The following is a 25,156-nucleotide window of genomic DNA, read 5'->3' on the forward strand; positions in this document are numbered from 1 at the left end:
AAATTAATTTTTATGAAATTAAAAATAATATTCATCAATTTTAGTTTCATAATACTATATGTTTCTATATTATTTCCATCGATTATCCATTCATTTAATTACGAGCTTGAAAACAATATTATAAGAGTTAAGGATACGTTAGATCTCAATAAGATGGAGTTGAGCGAGATTAACGGAAAAATTATAGATACAGAAACAAATGAAACAATACCTTTTTGCCACATAGTTGTTAAAGAAAATAGTTACGCAACCGCTAGTAATGAAATTGGAGAGTTTAGTATAAAAGTTGAAAGTTTTCCAGCAACAATTGTTATTTCTCATTTAAGTTATGCTACTAGAGAAATTAAGGTTGAAAATACAAATTCATTAATTATTGAACTCAAACCTTTACAAAACCAATTAAACGAAGTAATAATAACTAATACTAATAGTAAAAAAGCCATTGATATTGTTAATAGTGCAATCAATAAATATGAATCTTCAAATAGCTCAGCCAACTATGGTAGATCATTGTACAGACAGAAATCAAAAAATGATGATGAGTTTTCTGAATTTGCTGAAATAATTTATGATGTAAAGTTTGATAATGACGGTATTATTGATTGGGATATTTTTGAGGGAAGGTATGCTCTAAAAAAAGAAACTATAAATAATAAAAATTTTACTTTATTATCAAAAATACTAAGAGTGTATCAACCAAATAGTGATGATCTGATTTTCCCATTAATAAGAGGGTTTGCCAAATATTACACTGTTAAAATTATCAATATAATTAATACTAAAAATGGAGAGCTAGTTACCGTAAGCTTTACACCTTTAAATAAAATAAAGACACCTATTATTGAAGCAAATGTTACCATAAATAAGGCATTAAATGATGTAATAAAGGTTGAAGGAAGTTTAAAAAATGACAAGATTAAAATTGTCACTTTAAAAGACAAAGATGCTGTTAAGAAAAATTACAAACTAAACTTTGAGATTTCCTATCGGGAGGATGATTCATTTGGGCTGGTTTTAGATTATATAAATTTAAATCATGAATTTGATTATTATAAAGAAAACAAACTCTTGACCCATCTTTATGCCACCTCAAATCTCAGTTTTTTTGAATACTATGATGAAAATCCCAAAACAAAAACAAAAAAAAGAACCCGATTTAAATATAGATCAAGTGATTGGGATAAGCTTGATGCCGTAGGGTATAATAAATCTTTTTGGGAGAATAATCCAATAGTTAAAAGAACCGAAACTGAAAATGTATTAATAGAAAATTTTGAAGATTTAAGAGCGTTTGAGTCTGTTTTTATGAATTCGGAAGATCAAATTTCAATTACTGGTTCAGATATTTCTAATGATCCTTTTATACTTAAAGTTAATGAGGATGTTACCAAACATTACAGCAGCAGTCTAACACAAAAAGTTTTTTTACATACCGATAAAAACAGCTATACAAAAGAAAACAAAATATACTACAGTGCGTATGTAACCTCAGAAAATGCCGATTCCACTTTTAATGACAAAGACGTATTGCATATAGATATTGTAAATAAAGGAAAAATCGTAGATACTAAAACAATAAAAATTAATAATGGTAGAGGCTCGGGTGTGTTTAACCTAAGTAATAGTATTAACCCAGGAAATTATAAGGTGGTTGCCTATACCAATTTTATGAAAAACTTTGATCCCAATTCTTTTTTTGTAAAAGATATTAAAATATACAATCCCGCTGAAAAAGTACAACATTTAAAAAGTGATAAAATTATATTGGACTTTTATCCGGAAGGTGGAAATTTAATTAATGGAATTAGCAATAAAGTAGCTTATAAGGCAGAAGATTCCTATGGGAACTTTTCAGCTATTGAAGGAAAAATTATTGATTCTGATGGTAATTTCATAGCTACAACAAAATCTAAATATAAAGGTTTAGGCTTTTTCTATTTAAAACCCCAAAACGGTAAATCTTATTCCATTGTTTTAGATGATAATAGTAAATATGATATTCCTAAATCTCTAAACTCTGGATATTCTTTAATGGTAAACAATATTAATCCAAGAACCATATCTGTTGATATTAGAGCCTCAGAAGACTTAAAATCTAATATTATATACATACTGGGCTTTATGGATAACAAAAAATATTACCAAGGTAGTTTTGCCTCTGGTGCTAAAGATTTAATAAATTTTGAAATACCTAAAAGCAAACTTCCAAGTGGTATAATGCAATTAGTCTTATTGGATGCATCAAAGAAGGTCATTGGAAACAGGTCTGTATATATTAATAATGATGACAACATTAATATTTCAGCCGAAATTGATAAAGTGTATGTTGATAATGAATTTATAAAGCTAAAAATAAAGGCAACTAGCAATGAAGCTCTTGCATCTGATATTTCATTATCCATAACTAAACAACAATCAAATGAGAACCTAAATGATTATAATGACGATAACTTAATATCACGGTTTAAACTTTCCTCATTCCCGAACGAATATGGACTTACTAAATTTATTAATAAAACAGATCGGCCCTCTAATTATAAATTGGATTTAATGATGTCAATTAATAATCAAAGTGATTTTAGTTGGTTAGAAGGAAATTTAAATTATCCTGTAAAGATATATCAACACGAAAAAAGAATTGATGTTTCAGGAATAGCCAAAGACAATAAAGGCAACCTTTTAACGGACACAAAAATAAAACTATTAACTAAATCAAAAGAAAGAATATGGAATTATGAAGCTAAAACCGATAAAAATGGCGTATTTGTTATAAATGATTTTGAAGAAGTAGATAGCACAAGCTTAGAATTTAGAACCTATAATCTTAAAAATCAACAAATTTATTCTAAAATTAGTTTAATTGAGAAAGAAAAATTTAACTATTTAGACAAGCTCAACTTTGATGAAAAAGGTAGATCCTCTCTAACCAATAATAATGTTATGATTAATTCTAATTCTGCCTTCAGCAAGGAAGGTGAAATCTTAGAGGATGTAGAGTTAAAGGCAAAAGTAAAGAAAGAAAATCCAAGAAAATCGTACTTGGTTACCAATCCAGATGGAATTATTGAAGGCGAAAGTATAAACAGTGGCAGTAATTTATTTAGAGAATTATCCAATATCCCTGGTGTAAAATACGTAAGTGACCACTATATAGACGGTGGTGAATCAATTAGTATTAGAAATAGCGACGAACCACCGTTATGGATATTAGACGGTATGAAAATTAGTGGCCCAGAAGCTGTGAATGTTAAAGACCTCGAAAGAGTCGAAGTAGTTGTAAGCCTTTCTAAAAGTGCTGTCTTTGGCCCAGAAGGTGTTAACGGCGTAGTTCTTTTTTATTCAAAAGAAGGTGTTGATTCTAAATTTAACAATGACATTAAAACATCAAGCTTTAATAAAGTTATATACAATTCTTCTACACCATTTGAGTATAAAAATGATGATACATTATATTGGAATCCACAAATTGCAACAGATCAAAACGGATTTAAAGAGTTACTCATTAAAAAACCAGATGCTACTATAAAATATATAAATGTAAATATTCAAGCTATCAATAAAAATGGTGAGATTGGGTATTTAAATAAGGTTTTAAAGTTGTGATAAAAAATAACTGACAACAGACCTATTCTGTAACAATTTTATCAATCTTAAACGTCCAAGCATAGTTACTTTTAGGGTTGTTTCGTAGCTTTTCAGGAATTATCACTTTAAATCCTTTATCTAGCTTTTTCCATTTCAACCTTGTTTTTGAACCTAACATCGTAATTTTTGAACCTCTTTTTGGAGAAATAGATTCCACAATAATTTCACTAGGTATTTTGCCTTCTTTTTCATCCGCTAAATAAAAGAAAAATACATTTTCATCTTTATTTTGTGTAAAACAAATATTATTTTCTTTGAATGGTGCTATGGGTTTAGTGTTATAAATTGCTGAACCATTAATTTTTATCCAATCTTCATATTCTTTCAATAAATTATAAGCTCCTTGTTGCCATTTTCCATCAGGGCCCGGTGCAATATTTAACAACAAATTACCCCCTTTTGCAACAATATCCACCAACATATGAATACCTTCTCTTCCACTTTTATAAGTAGCATCAAAGGTATGCGACCACCCACCACCTGAAATAATACAAGATTCCCACGGATAGGGTAATGTCTTCTCTGGCACTCTGTTCTCTGGTGTTAAATAGTTTTGGTTCTTACCGTGTACGGCTCTATCTACCACAATTAAACCTGGTTGCTTTCGCCTTGCTTTCACAACCAATTCATCCATTTTAATATCTTGGCTCACTGCACGGTGCTTTATAAACCCATTACCCGATTTGTTTTCAGCAAATTTAGATTTATAGTGGTTCTTTACTTCTTCATCGGATAGTTTAGCTACCCAACCTCCATCTAACCAAAGTATATCTACTTTTCCGTAATCTGTCAATAATTCTAAAATCTGATTATGGGTAAAATCAACATATTTTTGCCATTTTTCAGGATATTCCAACGGATCATAATTTACATTTCTATCTTGTGGCGGAAAATACGGATCCCAATAATTTTTATGGTTCCAATCTGGTTTGGAAAAGTATGCCCCCACCCAAAAATCCTTTGCTCTAAAAGCGTTAAAAATTTCTTTGGTAATATTAGCTCTCGGATTTGTACTAAAAGCACATTCAGGATCAGTAACTTTATAATCCGTATATTTAGAATCAAACATAGAAAACCCGTCATGGTGTTTGGTGGTAAAAACCATATATTTCATTCCGGCTTTTTTTGCGGTTTCAGCCCACTTTTCAGGATTAAATTGGGTGGGATTAAATGTCTTTTTTAAATCTTCATATTCTTCTTTGTACGCATAGTAATTTTGTGGATTTTCGCCTTTTTTACGCTGCGTCCAGCCATAATCTTCAGGACAAAGCGACCATGATTCTACTATACCCCATTGGCTGTAAGCTCCCCAGTGCATGAGCAATCCAAACTTTTTATCTTGCCATTCATCCAGTTTTTCCAGTACTAAAGGGTCGGTTTCAGGCACATAACGTTCATCCTCATAAATTGCTTGAGAAAAGCTAAAAGTTGTTGCTAATAACAGTAAGGTTAGGAATTTTATATTCATGATATATTACTTAAAGTTCAATATTTTATTTTTTTACACTTTTACTCAATGAAAATGGAGTATTTTCTTCGTTGCTAGCCCATTCTTTATTTGGGTTACCATTCATATCGAACTCTAAGTATCCCCCAGCCTGTATATCTTCAAATTTAATAAAACTATTATTCCAAGGTTTTCCATTTAGCAATGCCGAATCTATATAAACATTATCTTCATTATTGTTTTCTGCATCAATAACAAAAGTGTTTCCATTTTGAAGATGTAAAGTAGCCTTATCAAACAACGGACTCCCAATTATATATTCATCCGTTCCGGGAGCAACAGGGTAAAAACCTAAAGAACTGAAAACATACCAAACTGATGTTTGACCATTATCTTCATCTCCACAGTAACCATCTGGAGTTGCAGTATATAATGTAGTTAATACATTTCTAATTTTTTCTTGTGTTTTATAGGATTCATTGGCATAGTTGTATAAATAAATCATGTGCTGGATAGGTTGATTTCCGTGTGCATAATTACCCATATTTACAATTTGCATTTCACGGATTTCGTGGATGGTAAATCCGTAGTACGAAGCATCAAATTTTGGAGGCATTTCAAAGACTTCATCTAATTTTTCAACAAACTTTTCATTACCACCCATTAATGAAATTAATCCTTCAATATCATGAAAAACCGACCATGTATAATGTAAACTATTACCCTCTGTAAAAGCATCGCCCCATTTTAATGGATTAAAAGGGGATTGAAATTGACCATCTTTGTTTTTACCACGCATCCACTTGGTTTCAGGATCAAATAGGTGTTTATAGTTCATTGATTTTTTGTAATACTTTTCTGCAATTTCAGTTTTACCTAATTTTTCTGCCATCTTAGCAATGGTAAAGTCTGCATAAGCATACTCCAATGTTCTGGCAGCATTCTCGTTTATACCAACATCATAAGGCACATATCCCAACTCATTATAATAATCCACTCCTGCCCTACCAACTGAATTCACAGGTCGTCCTTCATTTACAGTTGCGTTTTTTAACATGGCTTCCATCAATATATCGGTATCCATATCTTTTACACCTTTAAGAAAAGCATCCGCAATAATCGGTGCTGAATTTGAGCCTATCATCACATCACGATGACCGGGACTTGCCCATTCAGGTAGCCAGCCCGATTCTTTGTAGGTATTTTCCAAACCTTTCATTATTTTACTGTTAAGCTCTGGATACATCATATTGAAAAATGGAAAAACTGCTCTAAACGTATCCCAAAAACCATTGTCGGTAAACATATAGCCAGATAAGACTTTACCATTGTACGGACTGTAATGTACTATTTCATTGGCTTCATTAAACTCATAAAATTTTCTTGGAAAAAGCAAAACCCTGTATAAGCAAGAATAAAAAGTTCTAATATTACCTATATTATCATCTTCAATTTGTATTCTGTTCAATTCGTTGTTCCAAGCTAGTTTGGCTTTTTCTTTGGTTTGCTCAAAAGTGTCTTTTCCGATCTCTCGATCGAGATTTAAATGAGCTTGTTTTGGACCAATAAAAGATGATGCCACCTTTACGTTGACCACCTCGCCTTTCTTCGTTTTAAATCCGATGATCGCCCCTACATGTTCGCCTTCGCTAGCGGTTGTATTTTCTCGCAATTTCCAGTCATCAGTCCACGTGTGATTGATTTCAAAATCTTTGTCGAATTCAGCAACGAAATAGTTGTGAAAATTATCAGGCACACCTCCATTATTATTTCTAGCGTAACCAATAATTTTTCGCTCCTTTGGCAGGATTTTGACCATGGATCCTTTATTGAAAGCATCTAAAAGTATATATGATTTTTCCGAATCGGGAAAAGTAAATTTAAAATGGGCCGCTCTTTCGGTAGGCGAAACTTCGGCAGTAACATCATAATCTGCTAAATATACTTTGTAGTGATGTGGACGAACCGTTTCTGCTTTATGTGAAAACCACGAAGCACGTTCATCCTCTTGAAATTTTAAATCACCCGTGGTAGCCATTAAAGAAAAAGCCGCATAATCATTCAACCATGGGCTGGGCTGATGAGTTTGCTTAATTCCTCTGATTTTATACTCATCATATTTATAAGTCCAGCCATCTCCCATTTTAGAAGTCATGGGCGTCCAAAAATTCATGCCCCAAGGTGTGGCAATTGCTGGGTATGTATTACCATTGGACAAACTGAATTCTGAATCCGTCCCCATTAGCGGGTTTACGTAATCGACTAAGTCAATTGAAGGTTGATTGTTTGTAACGGGATTAGTCGATTTGGTTTCTTTTTTACAGGAAACGACAAGTACCAATAGTGATACTATTAGAAGTTTTATTTTCATGTTTTAAATTTGATTTTGCTTTCTATTGTATTGATTTATACTACAAAGTTAGAAATTAAAAAAACTTAAAAGAATGGTAAGAGTTCGAAAACACCCCTAAAGTCCCCTCAAGGGGACAATTCTTCAATTTTATCTTTTTAAAAAGTTACCACACAAAAATTTCATCGACAAAAATCCATGAGTCATTTCCAGCGGCTTCGTGCCATTTTGGTAATTTTTTTGGATTTTCAACTATTACTTTAAAATATTGAGCTTCTGTATTGGGAATGTTCACCGTAAACTTTTTTCGTTTAGCTTCCCGGTCCTGATCTTCTCTAATGATTTTTAACTCTCCAACGGGTTTAAAATTTCCGTTTTTAGTATTGGATGCCAATACTTTTAACCTAGTGGGGAAAAGTATCCAACTTCCTATATTCTCCAAACAATTTATTGAAATATTATCCACTTTCTTTACCGAACCCAAATCTATAGTTGTATTTACGTCATAACCCAAATACCCTGTCCATTTTCCATCATTAAAAAGTGAGCTAGCTTCCTGTAAATCAAATAGTTTTCCCGCATCAGGATAACGGTTATCCGGTCTTTCTTTTATTGTATAGTCTGTAATACGATGATTTATTTTAAAATAATCCTTTTGTAATACTTCACTTGTCAACCATCCCTTTTTGAAAGCCCTAGTTTTTAATATCTCGGTTTTGTCTATAATAATTGGGTCTTTAAAAATAGCCGAAGTAGAATCTGGGTCATCTCCATTAAGTGTATATCTCACCGTAACATTTTTAAATTTACTTGATATCTTAAGTGAAACCGTATCAACAAACAATGTTTTTTCAGGAGTAACCGTTGGCACATCCAATTGACTCATTTCAACAAAGCCTTCTTCAAGTCCGCTATGGATAATCACTTCATGTTCTTTTTGCAGGTTCATTGCCATTTCTTTTGTTACATTCGTTTTCCAAACATAAATATCCTCAGGTTGTATTTGAGCTAATAATTCTTTAAGTCCGTTATCAGTTATGTTGGTATTAAAAAGGTTTAATACTTCTAAATTTTTTATAGCTTTAATATTTTTTATTGCCTTATCAGTTATACTAGAATTATCTAACCTAAGCATTTTCAAGTTCTTCATTTTCTTGAAAATGCTTGTCATATTATCAGTTATATTCACATTACTGAAATCCAATTCTACAATTTGCTCCTTAATGTTGGAAAGTTTGTTTACCTGACCTTTAGTAATATCGCTATTTAAAGCCTTAACACTCAATTCAGGTTCACCCGGAACCAATTCAAGTACCATAAATCCAGCTTCTGTAGCTTCTGCAATATCAGCTTTAGAAGCTTTAGGTATAAAAACTTTATCAAAAACCAAGTATTTGTTCAACAGTTTGCTAAGTGTATCGTTTTGTGCAATGTTATCATAATTCCCTTGAAATTTTAGCCCACTATCTATCCAATGTTTTAACAACCAGATTTCATCCTTTGTTAATTGGGGTTTTCCTTCAGGCGGCATACGGTCTTCATCAGAAATTGGTAATAATAATTGTTTATACAATAAACTTCCATGAGCATTACCCGCTTCTATCACCTCACCGCTTTCACCTCCTTTTAAAATAGCATCCATAGAAACTAACGAGAGCTCTCCTTTTGTTTTTGTCGGATTATGACATTGTATACATTTATCATCCAATATTTTATAAATAACATCATTAAATACTTGTAAGCTATCCACAACTTCAATAGTACGCTCCTTTTTTGGTGGACCTGCATACTCAGTTAAAAAGTTTTCACCGTGAGTTAACACACTACCATAATGTCCTGCTACCGTTAAGCTAATCATAGTAGCGATAAAAACAGGCAAAACGGCTTTTTTAGATGCTAATGTTTTTTTTGTACTTAAAAAGAAAAGCACAGAAGCCAAAATTGCTGTTAAGATTCCAGTGTAATAATGAATATCTAATACTTCTTGACCATAACCACCTTCTAACGATAGAAAATAACCCAAAATACAAGTTAAAATGGCAGTTACTGCTGAAAAACCAAGGGCATAAGTGATAATTTGTTCTGGATAATTTTTTCTTACCCGACCAATTATATCTATAAAAAAAGTAAGTGCTAACGCTCCAATAGGTAAATGCAATAAAACTGGATGGAACCTTCCAAAAAAAAGTAAAATCCTCGGAGCTTCTTCAGTATCCTGAGCACTTACAACTAATCCACTTAATAACAAGCACAATAGCATGAAATATTTTTTATTTATCATTATTTTATTCATCAATTAAAAATCCATTCGTCCATAAACAACCAAGCTTTGCTCCCCGTACCATCGTGCCAATCAGGAATTTGCTCCACATTTTTTACCGTAATGTCTAATGTACTCACTTCGTTATTTATAGGAATATTAAAACTCATCATTGCCTTATCCACCATACCTGTTATAGGTTCTAGCTGAAAAACAAGTTTATTTTTTTTATTATTATTAAGGATTATCTCAATTTCTGATGGAGGAAAAATCCAAGAACCTGGATCGTTTAAGTAACCAATATCAATACTTTTGATAGTTATCTTTTTATCAAATTTTACATTTGCTTTTGCAATAGTATCAAAACCCACCCACAGCGGGCTATTAAAGTTCATTGAGCCTTTTTTATCATCAATTAGGGTAGTTGCACCAGAACCTTCGTATCTTTGGTTAGGATTAGTAAACCATTTAATATCGCTAGCAGTATGTCCTTTTTTATATAACCTAAATGACGCCGTTTCACTAGCTTTAAACTTATTATGAAAAGCTTTAAATTTAAGTTCCTTTGGTTCTTTAATTTTTATTTCTCCAGTAAATTTAGTTGATTGTTCTGTGGGTTCAGTACTGTCGTCTGTGTAAAAGAGCAATGTACCTTCTGTAAGTCTATCTGCTTTAATTGTTACAAACGAATCAATTACCGTAGTTGAAGCTATAATTCTAGGTTGCACCAATTGCACATCTTCTTTTTGTAAATAATCAACCTTAACTTCTTCTTTTTTACAACCAACTACGACTACACATAATAATAGTAGTAGCAATACTAGAACTCTCTGCATCATACTCTTGTCAATTTTATAGGATAGGTCTGACCCGAATTCCATTGTGCAACATATACATTTTCATCTTCATCTATACAAACGTCATGTGGGTATTGAAACAATCGGATAGTCTGATACAATTCGTTTAATTCATTATTTTTATACGTTGGAGCTGTTGCTCCAGGGCAGGAAACGACTTCATTCTTTTCATTCATTATCAATAAAAATCCAGAATCTGCATTCGGTGAATCTTTTGATTTTAAAACTGCAAAATAAATATCATTTTTATGAATTACGGGTCGGCAAATTAGTGCTCCCAGAACTTTAATCGATTCTATAAACTTACCATCTAAACTAAATCGTTTCAATGTATTCATTTCTCTAGCAGAAATCAATAAACTTGTATTGTTAGGGTCTCTATTGTCATAACAAATTCCATGTGCATTTAAAAACTGGCCATCTTCTTTACCCCTACCTCCAAAAGAATTTAGAAGTTCTCCTTTGTGGTTGTAATGCGTAATATATTGGTTTCCATAACCATCTGCCACATAAAAATCACCATTTTCCAGCACAGTGGTCTCCGTAGGTTTATATTCTTCTTTATTTTTGTAATTGCCTGTATCGGCAGGATAATCCAGCTCAAAAATCACCTTTCCATCAATAGTTGTTTTTATGATTTGATGTCGTTCATAATCGGTAATCAATAAAAAATCTTCTCCATTTTCTTTTACCAATGTTAACCCATGTGCTCCAGGATAATCCGTTCCCCAAGTTTCTAACAACTTCCCTGATTTATCATAAATTATCACATTGTTTTTGGTGTGATTTGTCAGTAGCACAATTCTTCCTTTAGAATCTTGTACCATTTCATGACAATCTTGAACAGGAGTTTTTAGAGGGTCCAAGTCGCCCCATTTCATATTGACCTTGTATTGGTGAGAATTGTGGCCAATAATTAAATCATCATACTCATCTGAAGTAAATGCATTCGAAAATGTAGGGTAAGCCATAATACCTAAAGATAAGCAAGAGGATTGTTTTAAAAATTTTCTACGGTTATAGTCGGTCATGATATTTCTTAGTTCTTGATATTATTAAGCCAATACATCATGCACTACATGACCCGAAACGTCCGTAAGTCTGTATCTTCTACCTTGGTGCTTATGTGTAAATTTAGTATGATCTACACCCATTAGGTGCATCATTGTTGCCTGTAAATCATGTACGTGCATTGGGTCTTTTACTATGTTATATCCAAAGTCGTCAGTTTCTCCATAGGTAAACCCGGGTTTTACGCCTCCACCTGCCATAAACATGGTAAAACATTTTGGGTGATGATCTCTACCGTAATTGGTATCTGTTAACGTTCCTTGACTATAATTTGTACGCCCAAATTCACCACCCCAAACAACCAAGGTATCTTCTAATAAACCACGCTGTTTTAAATCCATTATTAAAGCAGCTGTTGCCTGATCTACATCCTTTGCTTGACCTGCTATCTGTGTTGGTAAATTTTCGTGCTGATCCCATCCCATGTGGTACAACTGTACAAAACGCACATCGCGTTCTACCAAACGTCTTGCTAATAGACAATTAGCGGCATAGGTTCCAGGAACGGTTGCATTCGCTCCGTACATTTGAATAATATGTTCTGGCTCGTCATCTACATTCATTGTTCCAGGAACCGAAGTTTGCATTCTATATGCCATTTCATATTGTGCAATTCTGCTATTTATTTCCGGATCACCAAACTCTTCTTCTTGTTTTTGATTGAGCTCGCTTATATAATCGAGCATTTTTCTACGTTGCTCACGAGACATACCTTCTGGATCTTTTAAATACAATACGGGATCTTTACCTGATCTAAACTGAACGCCTTGATGCAACGAACTTAAAAAGCCGTTACCCCAAAGTCTAGAATAAAGTGGTTGCGAAAACGGTCTTCCCGTTCCTCGGGACAGCAATACGGTAAAAGTTGGTAAATTGTGATTTAAACTTCCCAACCCATAACTAAACCATGAACCAATGCTTGGTCTTCCTGGTTGTTGCGAACCTGTTTGGAAAAACGTAATTGCCGGGTCGTGATTTATAGCCTCGGTATGCATAGACTTGACAAAACACAGCTCATCTACAATTTTAGCAGTATAAGGCATCAATTCACTTACCCAAGCTCTGGACTCTCCATACTGCTTGAACTTAAAATTACCGCCTACCAATGGAAAATTAGCCTGACCAGAGGTCATTCCTGTCAAACGCTGCCCTTTTCGAACCGAATCTGGTAAATCTTCGCCCCTCATTTTATTGAGCAAGGGTTTATGGTCAAACAAATCCAGTTGAGAAGGTCCTCCACTTTGAAAGAGATAAATTACCCGTTTTGCTTTTGGAGCAAAATGCGGTAAGTTCATTCCTGCCAAGGGAGAATCGGCAGCCTCAACAATTGAAGAAAAAGGATCTAACATGGAAGCTGCAGCTAAGCCACCGATACCCAATCCCAATTTTTTTAGGAAATGTCTTCTATTATTATTTATAAAATGTTTTGAAAGTTCTTCCATAAGTTTATGCTTTTACAATAGCTTCATCTAGGTTAAAAATTAAACTTGTAGTTTTAGACAATCCGTATAATTTTTCTGCCTTAATAGACTTGTTTTCGTTTACTAACTCTTTTATTTTTGTGGCTTCTTTCTCGTCATACTCTTTTTCAGCATTTGTTAAAAAAGATAACAATTTCTCTTTTTCTTCAAGGTTTGGTATCCTCGATGTTAATTTTCTAAAAATTTGTTCAACACGCTGTTCATCAGTCATTGAATCACCTTCTTTTAAAACATTTAAAGCCACCATTTGTGCAGCCTCAATCAGAACAGGATCATTTAACATAACTAAAGCCTGCAATGGTGTACTTGTTTTCTGACGTTCTACCTCACATAAATCGCGGCCAGCAGCATCAAAAGTCATCATTGAAGGAGGTGGCACCGTTCTTTTCCAAAAGGTATAAAGACTCCTTCTATATTGATTTCCACCAGTATCCATAAAATATTTAGTAAGCCCTTGCCCAGAGGTTGTCTCTTCCCAAATGCCTGGTGGCTGATAGGGCTTAACACTTGGTCCACCAATTTTATTTACTAATAAACCACTTACTGCCAACGCATTATCTCTAATCATTTCGGCGGTTAATTTATCTCTTGAGTTTCTTGCTAGATATATATTATTAGGATCCATTTCCAACAGTTTATCGTCGGTTTTAGAAGTTTGTTGATAGGTGTTTGATAGCACCATACGTCTTATCATTTTTTTCATATCCCAGCCTTCTTCTCTAAACGTTATTGCCAACCAATCTAACAATTCAGGGTGCGATGGTAAAGCACCTTGATTGCCAAAATCTGCACTACTAGCCACAATACCTACACCAAAAATTTGTTGCCACAAGCGGTTTACTGCCACCCTAGATGTTAAGCTATTTTCTTCACTAAAGAGCCATTCCGCCAAGCCCAATCTATTTCTAGGGTATTTACCTTCAAACGGAGCCACCATTTCAGGTGCACCTAATTGCACTTCCTCCGTTGGAGCGTCATAAGCCCCACGATTTAAAATATGAGTTTTACGTTCAGCTTTATTATCACGCATTACCATTGGTTTTGCCTCTTTAATACTATCTGGCATATTTACAAAACTCAAGGCTTCCTTTATTTCTTTTGGTGTTATTGTGATATTAGGTTCAGGAATTTCGTCATAACCAATCAAACCTTTTTCATCAACTTGATTAAAAAAACCATAAAAACTAAAATACTCTCGCTGCGAAATGGGATCGTATTTATGGTCGTGACATTGAGCACATTCCATGGTTAAACCCAACAAAGCTTTTGACGTTGTATTTGCCCTATCCAAGACATATTCCACACGATACTCCTCATCAATAACACCGCCTTCTTGAGTTATTTTATGATTTCTGTTAAAACCTGTTGCCAAAACCTGTTCTAAAGTGGCATCGGGCAGTAAATCACCAGCCAATTGCCATTTTATAAAATCATCATAAGGTAAATTTCTATTAAAAGCACTAATCACCCAATCCCGCCAAGGCCACATAACACGCTCTAAATCATCTTGATATCCATGTGTATCTGCATATCTTGCAATATCTAACCAATTGGCGGCCATTCTTTCTCCATATGCTTCAGAGGCTAGCAGCCTATCTACCACTTTTTCGTAAGCGTCTGGACTATCGTCATTTAGAAAATTATCCAACTCTTCAATACTTGGTGGTAAACCTGTCAAATCAAAAGACACACGCCTGATTAATTTTTCTTTAGTCGCCTTTTCAGAGAGTTCGAACCCTTTTTGTTCAAGGGTTTTTAAAATAAAATTATCAATTTCATTTGCAACCAATTCAGAATTTTTAACTTGTGGAATATCAGCTTTAACTGGAGCTACAAAAGCCCAATGATCTTTCCAAACTGCACCTTGTTGAATCCATTTTGTTAATACTTTTCGTTCGTAATCAGATAAAGATAAATTTGAATTTAAAGGTGGCATTCTTTTCTCCTCATCAGGGTTGTTTATACGAAATACCATTTGACTATTTATTGTATCTCCGGGAATGATAGCATGTTTATCTAAGTCCTTACCAATGGCGGCATAAGCAGTCTCCTTCAAGTCTAATCTGAGTCCTGCCTCTCGTGTACCTTCGTCTGGGCCATGGCATAAATAACATCTATCTGATAAAATTGGTTTTACATCAAAAATATAATCAACTGTTTCGGGAACTTTCATCTCAGCAGTAGCATAACTACTTTCAGATGAATTAGCTAACGCAGTATAACCTTCGGCTTTATCTCTAGTAAAAAATTTAAAGAGCAATACCAATACAAATGGTACAATAAAATAAAGTAACCATTTAGTAGTGTTTTTACTTTTCTTTTCAGACATAGTTTGTGAATTTGACAGCAGTTTAGTAAAAAAAATAAAGTTATTCGCTTTTTTTTCGACCAACGACCTAGTTTTTTGTTCTTAAAGATATAAAATATTAGATAATTGAGTATAAGAATTTTAACTTTATAGGATCTTTATTTATTCATTTCTAAATTAAATTCGGCCATTATAGGATAATGATCTGAAAAGGTTTTTGTTTCTCCTTTGTTATAAATTGTAACATTGGTGCATAATTTAGAAATAATTGGGCTTGTTAATATATAATCTATTCGTTCTCTTGTTTGAATGACCTCATCCATTGTTTTTCTATATGATCCAAGTAAAACAGGAGAAGGAAAAGTATATCTATTACTTATATCAATAAAACTCTGGCTTACATCTATTGCGGGTACCGCTAAGAAAGTTGAAACTACGGAATAATCAAATTCTCCATATCTCAGGTTAGAATACTTACTCTTGTTCTCATTCCTTAGGTATTTCTTATGTAAATTTTCATTCCGTTTAAGTACCTCTTCATCAAATGGAGAATGTGCGTTAAAATCTCCGAGAATTATAAATTTATCATTCTTTATTTTTTTTGCTTTTTCAGCAATAAAACCTGCTTCTTTTAATCTAAATTCAACATCAGCTGGTGACAAATGAACAACAAAAAAATCAATACCATAAGTTTCGCAATGTAAAAGGCCATGCCAAAAATCATCAATAGCACGTTCTTTTAATGTTATCGGTTTATTGGAAGTAAGCCCAACAGGATAACCTTCTGATTTCAAAATTTTAACATATTGATGTCCCCATTTGGCAGCATCAACTTTAAGCTTTTCTTCATCATAACCACATAGTTCTTGAAGTGCAAGTACATTTGGTTTTTTGCTCTTAATCCATTGAATCCAATCTGCATGCCTAATAGTATCTTTACCCCAATTAAAACCATTCCAAATATTGTAGGTCATTACTTTAAAAGTCGATTCGGATTCCTGTGCGGTGACTTTTGTAACACAAAAAATAAGTATTGCGATGCCAATAATTCTAAATGTATTCATACATCGATTCATAATATGATGTTTTACTATATCTAGTCCTAAATAAATTTAGTTCGTTAATTTAATTCTAAAACTATCATAAGGTTCATTACGCCAAGATTTTTCTATCGTAGACGGAGAAATGGCGAAAAAAGGAGAAAAAGTTTTTATGATGACAGTTTGCCTATCTGGAAGAAATTCTAATATACGTAACCAGCCATCACCTCCATTTCCATGCCATCCACCTCCATCCGCTTGAGCATTAAATACCATTTGATGTACATCTTTCTTCCCTGCATTCTTTTCCTTTCTATAACCCACATTTTCTGTAAAACCACCCGTACCTCCTATATGCCCACAAAATACCATTTCAATATTTTTAGATGGAGCAATCAATTTCTCCCATAATTTTTTGCCATGAGTAACGTCCTTTACTTTATATCCTTCTTTCTCAATTAATACATTATCATTTGACATAGATTTCATATAACTATGCGTCAAGATAACTCCCTTATGGTCTTTATACTTCTCTCTTGAGAAAATCTCTTGGGTCAGTTTAACAATAGTATCTCTTGGATTAAACTCTAAGGATGCAATAAGGTATTTGACATTATGAGGAGAGACAAATTCATAATAGGCATTTTCTAATGTTCTCTCACCTGAAAAATTAGGCATCATTCCCGCTAAAATATTGCTTGTAGATTTTATTTGATTTGGAGAAAAATAAGAATTCAGTTGAGAATAACGATTCTCGGCGGATTTACTACCATAATCATGATTTCCAGCACATAGAATGTATGGCACAATAGTATCTAAAGTTGAAAAAGCTTCTCTAACTGCTGTCCATTGCTGATTACTGTTTTGATCTCCATTAATTCCATCACCTACAGGTATGTTATTCTGTTCCACTAGGTCACCTTGGCATAAAACAAGTTCAATATTTAGTTTTTCCTTATTCTGTTTTATCCACCTCGTCATCAGCGAAAAAATAGGCTGATTTCTTTCAAATTTAATATAAGTTTGAGGGTCAGGTAATACAATCATTGTCCATGAATCTTCGTTTTCTAATTTTGGCTGACCCGTTTGTGCATAAACTCCATTATAAAAACTAAAAAAGATTATTATTAGTGTTAAATTTCTCATCGCTTGTATTAAAGTACTTTTACCAAATTGCTCAACAAATTCTAATTTTTCATTCGTAACCGTTTGCTCACTAAGTCACCAACCTTTATACCCTGATCTATACCAACTTCTACGGCTGCTCTATAGTGAATTCCGCCATACATTCTACTTATGGCAGCTTCTTGGGCTGCAGCATTAAATGAAGGGAATGGTCGTGTCGGTAAACCGTAGATTGTTTCTGTATCGTCTAAAAAACTAAAATCGTCTCCAAAAATAGTTGTCAAAACTGTTGACGCAGCTCCTGAAACCACTGAGTGCCCACTAGTATATTCTGGAAATGGTGGTGTTTGCAATATCGGTTTCCAATCGGAATCTATATATTTATTAATCAAGGTTTCTGGTCTTACCAAATTACTTCGATATTTTTCGTCCCAACAGCTAATAAATGCATCCGCAATAGCAATGGAAGATTTTGTATAAGCATAAACCGAACGTCTAAAATCTGCATTTTCTGTTCTACATGCAATTTTTGTAATGCCGATCCAATGAGCACCTGGTGTTATTTTTTTCACAGCAAACATCAAATGCCCTCGTGTTACTGAAACATACGGATTACAATCCCAAAATTGTGCGATTAGTATTTTTTCAGATTCATCACCTTCCTCAGTTATTTGGTTGCTAATATCATAAACCTCCTTAAGCTCTTTGTAAAAATCAGAATCTTTATCCATTGAAAATTTTGGCGGTGGAACCGGTTTATATTGAGCTGCAGCATCAATAACAAAAGGACGTATTTTACCCCAATGCGGTTCTATACCGTCCATATAAGCTGGAGGAGTTGGTTGCCACCGCTCTTCATCTTCAGGATCAATAGTAAATTTTGACATGGTGCGTGTTTGCTTATAATTATCACCATCCATCCAATCTGCAATAAAATTGGCGACTTTAAGCCCATAATTTTTAGAATCTTCAAATTGAGATTGGTTTTTAGTTTCCCAAAGTTGATATAGGCTATCTCGAAAAACTTCTATGAGTTGTTCAGAAAAAATTAAACGCTTACTGACATCAATATGAGCAATTAACGCGGCCAGTTGGTAATTTATGTTTTTCGTCTCGTCAGCTTTAGGTATACTTTTTAAATGTGTTATTTGCCCTTGTAATGAATTATAAGCGGAGTCATTTTGAGCAATAATCTCATAAGCCGCAATATTGGGATAAGCGAAAATACGACTTGCGACAGGTGGTGAAAAAATATCGTGCACCATAACTTCAACAACCTTGTCAACCGATGCATGAAAATCATCTGGTGTTATCACAATCGGCTCTGAATTATCTTTACAAGACACAGCGATTAGGCTTATTAAAGCCAGAAAAATCAATGCTATATTTGATTTCATACGCTAAACATTTTACTTAACAAGTTCATAAACCTGAGCTTTATCGTTATTAATAGTAACTAACAAATAAGGCTTATTCTTCAGATAAATAATATTTAATTTTTTAATGGCTTTATCACTAAAATCTAGCCCTATTTTGTTTCCTAATGTAATATCCTTTTCATTTTTTATAAGTGCTCCTGGTAAAGAACCGAATCTACCATGAAAAGGCGTAACACCAAAATAATTTCCTGCGGCTAATACTTCATCTTGTCCATCAGCATCAAAATCAAATCTTAAAAAGGAAGTTATGGGTGATACTTGCAATTCGTTTTTAAAAGACACAAAAGTAAATTGGTTATTCTCATTTTTTAAGTATCCAGATCGCAATTCTTCAACTTCTAATATGGCGGCCTTATTGACATTATTTTTACCTAAAATGGCTTCAATAGGTTTTCCTGCAAAATCTTTATATGTGGTAAATATTTTATGCAAATTTACCAATTGCCCTGCAAGTTCATCTAAGCCAAGCAATGGATAATATGCTCCATTATTGTAAGTGCATACAATAGTTTCTGTTCGACCATTCTCATCAAAATCAGCATGATACATACGCATTGGATGATCTTGGGATGCCTTAAATTTTGAGTTCGTTCCCCAATTTCCTAAAAGGTAATCTGTGTCACCATCATTATCGATATCAAAAGGTTCAATTTGACGCCAAAGTCCTTTTAATTTTGAATTCGTAACATTTTCTTCGGTAAAAACACCATTATTATTTTTAAAGAATTTTGGAGCCATCCACTCACCCACAACAATAAGATCAATTTGACCGTCGCTATTAAAATCGTCCCAAATGGCGTCGGTTATCATACCTGCTTTTTGTAATGCTTCATTCTGAACTATTGAAAATTTACCCTTATCATTCTCTAAAATATAAGAGTTTGGAATGCTACCAAAATCGAATGACACTGAATTGCTTCCTATAAAAAGATCTAAATCATTATCGCTATCAAAATCATTTGCAATGATTACCGAAGCATTTTCATAAAACTCAGGGAATTCAATATCTTTAAAAGTATTGTCATCTTGAATTAAATAATTATCTAACAATGGTTTTGTTTTATTAGAGAAATCTGCACCTCCAGAACCAATAATAATATCATTTTTATTATCACCATTAAAATCTGCGATAATAGCTTCCACATCTTCTTTTATAGAATCAATAACAAAACTATTTATTCTGTTTTCTGTAAAAGTTGTATCAGTTTGAAAAAATACTTTTGAAGCTTTCGATTTTGAACCGCCAAAATAAACATCTTCTTTTCCATCATTATTTAAATCACCAACTGCTACTGCTGGTCCACGGTCAGAAACGCGATAAGGAATTAACTTTTGCCTATTAAAATCAAGATACTTGTCTTCTTTATGTGTAAAATTAATCCCAAGATTATTAGCTGTTTTTTTAAATATTTTTTTTGATTTAGTTAATAGCGACCCATAATTAAAAGGTTTGGTGTTATTGGGTTTTATAATTAATGTTTGGTTTAAAGCTACGTCTTTAATAGTTTGACTTGTTTTATTTGGCCATATAACTTTAAGAGAATCTATGCGTTGTAAATTGCCAAAACCAAAATGGATTATCGGTTCTGATGATGCTTGAAAACCACGTGCAGTGTAAAGTTCTTTATACTGTAATTTACCTTTATTATAAGCAAATACTTTAGTACCAATTCCAATAGCGTTTGGTTTTGGATAATTAAATTTTATTTTTAGGTAATTGTTTACATTAGTTTCTTGATTGTTAGTTTGATTAACATAAAGTGAGACCTCTTCATTAAGATTACTAACTACAATATCAATATCTCCATCGTTATCTAAATCGCCCAGTGCTGTTGCCCCAGAAACGCGTTTTTCATTTGGCATCCAATGTTCAGAAACATCTTCGAACATGAGATTATTGCTACCTTTAAACATATAGTTACTTACTTTCCCTGAAGGCATTGCGTCGAGTGCTTCTTGATTCATTAATTTAGAATCGCTTCTGTTATTTTGAATTTTATCGTTTGAGAAAAAGTTGGTGAAATCTAAATCATTGGGACGTTTTAAAATACCGTTGGTTATAAAAATATCTTGTTCTCCATCTTGGTCATAATCTGCAAAAAGAGAACTCCAACTCCAATCGGTAGCTGCAACGCCACTCATCAGTCCAGTTTCCAAATAGCTTGAGTTCTGCTGATTAATGTGCAGCATATTTCTTGTAAACTGATAATGATAGCCAAACATTAGTTTCCTCATGTTTTGGGTTTGCAAATTATCATCACCTTGTGAAGATTTTAAAACCACCTCGTCACCTGGAAGCATATCTAAAGTCATAATATCTGGCCAACCGTCATGGTTAATATCGGCAGCGTCGTTGCCCATAGAAAACCGACTGGTATGCCCAAAATAATCTCTTAGTTTTTCAGAAAATGTACCATCGCCATTATTTAAATAATAATAATCATCTTCATAAAAATCATTAGCAACATAAATATCTGGATAGGCATCTTGATTAAAATCTGCAATACTAACCCCCAAACCGTAACCGCTAATACTTCCAATAACACCAGCTATTTCACTTACATCAGTAAATGTACCACCATCATTTCTAAGCAATTTATCTCCAGTTTTCTCATTTCTTTTTTGGCGTATACTAACGCCTTTGTACGAATCGTCAGTATGCACAGCGTGGTTCAAAAGGTAGATGTCTAAATCGCCATCTAAATCGTAATCCAAAAAGGCTGCCGAAGAACTATAAGATTGAAAATCAAGGTTATATTGCACAGCACTTTCAGTAAACGTTTCGTCGCCATTATTAATATAAAGTTCATTACGTCCGCTAAAACCATGTAAGCCAACAACGGCACAAACGTAAATATCTAAAAGACCATCTCCATTAACATCACCCATAATAGCTCCGGTATTCCAAGAGCTGTTTCCAGCAACCTTGGCTTTATCGGTAATATCTTCAAATTTTAAATTTCCTTTATTTAGGTATAATTTATTTTTTACTTGATTTCCAGAAAAGAAAATGTCTGGTAAACTATCATTATTAATATCGCCAAGAGCAACGCCTCCACCATTATAAAAATAGATATAATCCAAAATGTTTAGCTCATTGGTTTCGGTAATGGTATTGGTAAAATTGAGTCCTGTGTCATTAGAAGTAGCACTAACAAACAATCCCTCTTTTTTCTTATTACAAGCTACAATAAGAAGGCTTAGAAGGACTATTATAAACTTAAAATTTTTCATTGATTTATTGATGAAAACTTTTGATTTAAAATTATAAAAAATAACGATTGTTACGATACACTATGTCGCTCAAAAACGCATCGAAATTAGTTATAAAAATTTAAAGGTAGCAAGTTACAATTTTAATGCTCGATGGAAATTTATGTCTTTTTTAAGTCATTTCTTGTATAAAATCCATATTCAAATCTTGATTTTCAGAAAATGATTTGCAAATATATCCAAGAATATTTCCAATTTCAATTAGCTTTTCCTCTTCTTTATTAGTAATTTGAAATCCATCATTTTCATTGTAGTTAGCCCCAAGACTCGATTGAATTAAATATGCCAATTCCCATAATTCAGAACTCATCTGCAAACGCTCAGTTTCTGATAATTTTTTACCATTAAATTTATCAACAAAAAGTATCAGTTCTGCAAATAATCTGTCATCGAAAATTCCGTCTTCATATAGCTTTTCATAAAATGACCCACTAGTCATTTTAATGTTTTCGAGAATTAGATTAATTTCCATAAAAAAGCATAATTATTTCTAAAACTCCCGATAAGGAGCTTCTAACAATGCATTTACCTCCTCTTCCGAAAATTTGGCATTTTCACTGTCCCAGTTTAAGGTTTTATTAGGGAAGCGACCCGCAATAACACCTAACAAAATGGTTTCTGTTAATCTGGAAGCATAAGAAAAAGGAGCTGAACATTCATCTTTACCTAAACAAGCATCTACAAATTCGTGATAATGTTTTTTCCCTTCAGGTCCATAGTCTCTAATGGGTTCGCCTAAATTATGTTCTTTACTTAAAGCAGCAATTTCTTCGGTTATATCAACATATTTACCGTCCACTATTTTTCTCGGTAATTGCATAAAATGAGGCAAGAGTAAACGCCCTTTTTCGCCAATAAACATAGCTCCTTGCTCTGGTAGCTTTCCATCTTCTTCTTTTTTCGTTTCTAGTGACATTTTTTCATCTAACGTTGCCTCTTTTTCTTTGGTAGCTTCAACTTTTACAGCATTAGCTCCAGGTAATTTTAAATCTTCATGGTCTTTTGGAGCTCCAGGTCCATCATACCAAACCCATTTTAAGGTTTCTGTGGTATATTTGGTTTGCGGAAATTCATAAGTCACAATATTATTTTCTGGAAACCCAAAACCCGTTGGTTTTCTACATTCGTTACGTATAGTTCTTGGAACATCAAGTGCTAATGCATTATACGGTGTATCAAAAATATGAACACCCATATCACCTAAAGTGCCACAACCGTAATCTAATAATTTACGCCAATTTCCCGGGTGATACACACCTTCTTTATAGGGTCTTTCGGCAGAAGTGCCTAACCACAAATTCCAATCTAACGTTTCTGGTACAGGGTCTGAACCTTTAGGTTCTGCTCCATCATAACCCCAGTTTTTGGGTGACCATGCTCTTACCGTATGTACTTTACCTATAATACCCGATTGTATTAATAGTGTTGCCAATTTATAATCATAAAAGGAGTGTACCTGAATACCCATTTGCGTAACCAAATTTTTCTCTTCCGCTATTTTTCGCATGGCTCTAGCCTCGGAAACATGATGCGTTAGTGGCTTTTGGCAATACACCGCTTTTCCAGCTTCCATGGCCATCATTGATGCTGGTGCATGTGTATGGTCAGGTGTAGAAACAATAACAGCATCTATTTCATCGGTCATTTCTTTGAACAACACACGATAATCCGCATAGGTTTTAGCATTAGGGTGTAATGCTTTTGCCTCAGCTAAATACTTAGAGTCCACATCACAAAGTGCAACCATATCTACCAATTCATGACTAGAAATTGCTTCCAGATCAGCTGCCCCCATGTTACCCACACCAATATGTGCAACTCTTAAACGTCCGTTTTCATTCAAAGCAATTTTAGCTTCTTCATCTTTCGCGGTCTTTGCTTTACACATCACCAATGAAGGAGAAACTGCCAACCCAAGAGCACCTAAACTACTTACTTTTATAAATTTTCTTTTATCCATGATGTGTAACTTTATAATTTTTTAAGTTTAATATTTCTGAACCAAATTGGACTTGAATGGTCTTGAAAACCAATATAGCCTGTTTTATATTTAGCATAATGTTCTTCTTTTGCCCATTTTCCTGCATTCTTTCTTGCAGTCCAGTCTTCTGACCAAGGCACAAATTCCAACACCTTTTTCCCATTTAACCAATGCTCTACTTTTTCAGGTGTGAAAATAATTCGCGTACTGTTCCACTCCCCCGCCGGATTTAATTGTTTTGCTTTTGGATCTGCTGGGTACATAGCATAATCTGCACCTGTGGATTGCAAAGGATGCAATTCCGAAGGGTTTTCGTATCCTAAACTTGTGTTATATTCGGTAAGGGTAACACGGTGAATTTTAGCGTAATTTTCATCATCAATCAATTGGTACTCTGGCGAAATATTTGCCGGCCCAGCATTTGGAATATTTTCTTTTAGATGATAAAATATACCACTATTACCGCCTTCTGGAATTTTCCATTCAACATACAACTCAAAATTTTCAAATTCTTCCTCACCGTAAATGATGTCCTTACCGCCTTCATAGTCTTGTTCTGAACCTCGTTTCAAACCTACTTCGGTATCAAAAGTTAAGACGCTGTCTTTTACTATCCAACCTGGAGGCATAACTTCACTATTATAACCACGCCAACCTTTGGTGGTTACACCATCAAAAAGTTGAATCCATTCTTCAGATGTTTTGTTTTCAGCTTTTTCGGTATCTTTATTTGGATCCTCCTTTTTAGCTTCTTTCTTACAAGAAAAAGCGATAAATGTAAATAAGACTAATAAAATTGAGATTTGTTTTTTCATTGTTTGTTTAATTTGAATTTTGTTGTAGTGTGAAAACACACCCCTGTCCCCTCTCAAGAGAGGA

At 33.6% G+C, this 25,156-nt stretch carries 15 protein-coding genes; 1 reads left to right on the plus strand and 14 read right to left on the minus strand.

Features of this window, described 5'->3' with window-relative positions; translation table 11 throughout:
• Positions 1-12: 12 nt before the first annotated feature.
• The gene (locus U5A88_RS07720) at positions 13-3,603 is read left to right on the plus strand and encodes a carboxypeptidase-like regulatory domain-containing protein (RefSeq protein ID WP_354205253.1); all 3,591 of its coding nucleotides are present in this window, start codon (positions 13-15) and stop codon (positions 3,601-3,603) included.
• A gap of 22 nt (positions 3,604-3,625) precedes the next feature.
• Here U5A88_RS07720 and U5A88_RS07725 read toward each other — a convergent pair whose 3' ends face one another.
• The 14 genes from U5A88_RS07725 to U5A88_RS07790 all read right to left on the minus strand — a co-directional run bounded on the left by U5A88_RS07725 (position 3,626) and on the right by U5A88_RS07790 (position 25,092).
• On the minus strand, positions 3,626-5,113 hold the full coding sequence (locus tag U5A88_RS07725) for an alpha-L-fucosidase (RefSeq protein WP_354205255.1): 1,488 nt from the start codon (positions 5,111-5,113) through the stop codon (positions 3,626-3,628).
• A 25-nt stretch (positions 5,114-5,138) separates the two neighbouring features.
• Positions 5,139-7,463, minus strand: a complete 2,325-nt coding sequence (locus U5A88_RS07730) for a GH92 family glycosyl hydrolase (RefSeq protein ID WP_354205257.1) — start codon at positions 7,461-7,463, stop codon at positions 5,139-5,141.
• A 145-nt stretch (positions 7,464-7,608) separates the two neighbouring features.
• Positions 7,609-9,723, minus strand: coding sequence for an FN3 associated domain-containing protein (locus U5A88_RS07735; RefSeq protein ID WP_354205258.1), 2,115 nt, complete (start codon positions 9,721-9,723; stop codon positions 7,609-7,611).
• 11 nt (positions 9,724-9,734) lie between these two features.
• Positions 9,735-10,541 carry a chitobiase/beta-hexosaminidase C-terminal domain-containing protein gene (locus U5A88_RS07740; protein WP_354205260.1) on the minus strand — a complete coding sequence of 269 codons (807 nt, stop codon included), beginning with the start codon at positions 10,539-10,541 and terminating at the stop codon, positions 9,735-9,737.
• On the minus strand, positions 10,538-11,590 hold the full coding sequence (locus U5A88_RS07745) for an NHL repeat-containing protein (RefSeq protein ID WP_354205262.1): 1,053 nt from the start codon (positions 11,588-11,590) through the stop codon (positions 10,538-10,540). Before U5A88_RS07745 ends, U5A88_RS07740 begins: the two co-directional genes overlap by 4 nt.
• A gap of 24 nt (positions 11,591-11,614) precedes the next feature.
• The gene (locus U5A88_RS07750; RefSeq protein WP_354205264.1) at positions 11,615-13,072 is read right to left on the minus strand and encodes a DUF1501 domain-containing protein; all 1,458 of its coding nucleotides are present in this window, start codon (positions 13,070-13,072) and stop codon (positions 11,615-11,617) included.
• Between the two features lie 4 nt (positions 13,073-13,076).
• A complete protein-coding gene (locus U5A88_RS07755) occupies positions 13,077-15,440 on the minus strand; it encodes a PSD1 and planctomycete cytochrome C domain-containing protein (RefSeq protein ID WP_354205266.1) in 2,364 nt (787 codons plus the stop codon).
• Between the two features lie 137 nt (positions 15,441-15,577).
• Positions 15,578-16,483, minus strand: a complete 906-nt coding sequence (locus tag U5A88_RS07760) for an endonuclease/exonuclease/phosphatase family protein (protein ID WP_354205268.1) — start codon at positions 16,481-16,483, stop codon at positions 15,578-15,580.
• A gap of 48 nt (positions 16,484-16,531) precedes the next feature.
• Positions 16,532-17,605, minus strand: coding sequence for a metallophosphoesterase (locus U5A88_RS07765; RefSeq protein WP_354205270.1), 1,074 nt, complete (start codon positions 17,603-17,605; stop codon positions 16,532-16,534).
• Positions 17,606-17,646: 41 nt separating this feature from the next.
• Positions 17,647-18,981, minus strand: coding sequence for a vanadium-dependent haloperoxidase (locus U5A88_RS07770; RefSeq protein WP_354205272.1), 1,335 nt, complete (start codon positions 18,979-18,981; stop codon positions 17,647-17,649).
• 12 nt (positions 18,982-18,993) lie between these two features.
• On the minus strand, positions 18,994-22,257 hold the full coding sequence (locus tag U5A88_RS07775; RefSeq protein WP_354205273.1) for a VCBS repeat-containing protein: 3,264 nt from the start codon (positions 22,255-22,257) through the stop codon (positions 18,994-18,996).
• Between the two features lie 151 nt (positions 22,258-22,408).
• Positions 22,409-22,768 carry a hypothetical protein gene (locus U5A88_RS07780; protein ID WP_354205275.1) on the minus strand — a complete coding sequence of 120 codons (360 nt, stop codon included), beginning with the start codon at positions 22,766-22,768 and terminating at the stop codon, positions 22,409-22,411.
• Positions 22,769-22,786: 18 nt separating this feature from the next.
• A complete protein-coding gene (locus U5A88_RS07785; RefSeq protein WP_354205277.1) occupies positions 22,787-24,256 on the minus strand; it encodes a Gfo/Idh/MocA family protein in 1,470 nt (489 codons plus the stop codon).
• An 11-nt stretch (positions 24,257-24,267) separates the two neighbouring features.
• The gene (locus tag U5A88_RS07790) at positions 24,268-25,092 is read right to left on the minus strand and encodes a 3-keto-disaccharide hydrolase (RefSeq protein ID WP_354205279.1); all 825 of its coding nucleotides are present in this window, start codon (positions 25,090-25,092) and stop codon (positions 24,268-24,270) included.
• Positions 25,093-25,156: the final 64 nt, after the last annotated feature.

The sequence above is a fragment of the Aureibaculum sp. 2308TA14-22 genome (assembly GCF_040538665.1).
Lineage (GTDB): Bacteria > Bacteroidota > Bacteroidia > Flavobacteriales > Flavobacteriaceae > Aureibaculum.